Annotated in this window: 1 protein-coding gene; it reads right to left on the minus strand. The window is 38.1% G+C overall.

Annotated elements, in window-relative coordinates; all coding sequences use genetic code 11:
* Positions 1 to 215: 215 nt before the first annotated feature.
* Positions 216 to 1046: type IV secretion system protein (locus PVV57_RS10380; RefSeq protein WP_273784058.1), on the minus strand; the 831-nt coding region annotated here is incomplete at its 5' end.

Raw genomic sequence — 1046 nt, forward strand, 5'->3', positions numbered from 1 at the left:
AAAGTCAATATTTTTTATCATTATTATAATTTTAATGATAAAGTAAAGTGCATAGTTTGCGATAGTTTATCTTTTCTTAATTTCATTTTTTATATTGATAAAAAATAGCTCGATTTCAGTGCAAATATTTTTCACTGTAGGATTGGCTATCTTAGCTATTTTGTCCTATGGATATTAAGGGTGTCTGTTAGGGGGATCATTTCTTTCTATATTCTCTAGTTTCTATTTTTCCATAGATGTCCAAACGTAATACCTTTAGCGAGAGAATTGGCCATGCCTGATAGTTTGAGCAACAGCATGATGGATATAATGGACAAGATGAGGGCTCCCCCAAACATGGAGCTTATATTCTGGTTGTAATCGAGTTTCATATCGCCCAAATAGTTTGCCAAGATATTCATCATCAGATTAAAGACAGTGGCTAAGAGTAGAAAGAGGATTATATAATTCACGACTTGGATTAACCATTGCTGGAAAAGGCGCTGGGTTGGTTGCCAGAGCAAAGCAATGATGAAGAATGGACCAAGTCCCACGAGAAGTACGAGGGCGATTTTTGTTAATAGAACGAGCCCCCCTCCGATTGCTACGACGAGGCTTGTTGTCAGCAAGATGAGGATGCCTAAGAGACTGTAAAGCAGTCCATTTGCCTCGAAGAAGATGGTTTGTTCGAAAAGATGACCTGCATATTGAAATCCTTTGCTTGCTGTATTGTCAAGTAAGCCCATTAATTGTCTATCATCGAGCGGATTTGTTATGAGCGCTTTTGATAAATCATAGGGCATTTGAGTTATCAAATTTGCAATTTGACTCTGATAAAGTCCTGCGGTAAGGGCTATTGAAGTAATAAGACTTATTCGCAGGAAGCGATTTACGAACCCGGAGAGAGGCATATCTATAGCGCCACGGATGATGAGCCATCCATAGATGATGAAAGCGATTGTGAGGCCGATTGATACAAAGGGTGTGATTGTAACAATTGCTTTTGAGGAAATATCCGTGACATATGTTTGTGTTATCTGATCAATTTTATTGAAAAGTTGCGTGAA

This window comes from Bartonella sp. AU15XJBT (genome assembly GCF_028618615.1).
Taxonomy (GTDB): Bacteria; Pseudomonadota; Alphaproteobacteria; order Rhizobiales; family Rhizobiaceae; genus Bartonella.